The sequence below is a fragment of the Alcanivorax sp. HI0044 genome, assembly GCF_001634945.1.
The window spans coordinates 1-1,147 of the sequence record NZ_LWEZ01000463.1 but is presented as its reverse complement, the minus strand read 5'-3'; the positions used below and the strand labels follow the sequence as shown (position 1 = coordinate 1,147).

At 55.0% G+C, this 1,147-nt stretch carries 2 protein-coding genes; one reads left to right on the top strand and one right to left on the bottom strand.

Going from position 1 to position 1,147, the window contains the following annotated elements:
• The coding region (locus A3730_RS05665; RefSeq protein WP_156500949.1) for a MoxR family ATPase at positions 1 to 544 on the bottom strand (544 nt) is incomplete at its 3' end.
• A 282-nt stretch (positions 545 to 826) separates the two neighbouring features.
• Between A3730_RS05665 and A3730_RS05660 the strand changes: the two genes are divergently transcribed.
• The coding region (locus A3730_RS05660; RefSeq protein ID WP_231883858.1) for a 16S rRNA (uracil(1498)-N(3))-methyltransferase at positions 827 to 1,147 on the top strand (321 nt) is incomplete at its 3' end.

Below are 1,147 nucleotides of genomic sequence, written 5' to 3'. Positions count from 1 at the left end.
CATCGGGGAAGTTGATGTAATGGAAGAAGCAGCGGCGCAGGAAGGCGTCCGGCAGCTCTTTCTCATTGTTGGAGGTAATGATCACGATCGGGCGCTGTTCTGCCTTGATCAGTTCGCCGGTTTCATAAACAAAGAACTCCATCCGATCCAGCTCCTGGAGCAGATCGTTGGGGAATTCGATATCGGCCTTGTCGACCTCGTCGATCAGCAGGACCACCTGACCTTCATGGGTAAAGGCTTCCCAGAGCTTGCCCTTCTTCAGGTAGTTGGACACATCCTCGACCCCTTCGGCGCCGAGCTGGGAATCACGCAGGCGCGATACTGCATCGTATTCATACAGGCCCTGCTGTGCCTTGGTGGTGGACTTCACGTTCCACGACAGCAGTGGCAGGCCCAGGGATTCAGCGACCTGTTCGGCCAGCAGCGTTTTGCCGGTGCCGGGCTCGCCCTTGATAAGCAGCGGGCGCTTGAGGGCAATGGCTGCGTTCACGGCCATTTTCAGGTCATCTGTGGCCACATATTGGTCAGTACCCTGAAACTGCATGAAATTCTCCAAACTGAACAGTTAATGGAACGGGTGATCAGGCGGCACACTCTAGCAATCCAGTGGCGCCGGGCAAAGGGCTATAATAGCCAAGGAAACAGTGATTTGCGTCAACAGATCGTCAACCGGCCTGTTCACAACGCAGCCCCTCGCCGTCCTAAACGCTTGTTCTGACGCGCCACACGGTGTGCCATAATTCGCGCCATGAATTTGCTGCTGCTGCATCCAGACCAACACCTGTACGACGCCCTCTGGCGCCTGAATGCCCGCCAATGTGATCATGTGCGCACGGTGCTCAAGCTGGCCGAGGGGCAGCAATGTCGAGCCGGACTGTTGGGCGAAAGCACAGGCTTTGCCACTATAAAGTCAATAAAAAACAATGAAGTATTGGTTGAATTTAAACCAGAATCTCAACCAATGCCCCCCTTGCCGCTTTCCTTGTTGATGGCCCTGCCCCGGCCCAAAATGCTCAAACGCATTCTCATTGATGCCACCAGCCTCGGCATTAAACGCATTGTGCTGATCAACAGCTGGAAGGTGGACAAGAGCTACTGGCAAACCCCCAACCTGAAAGCCGACCTGTTGCGCGAGAAGATGATCCTC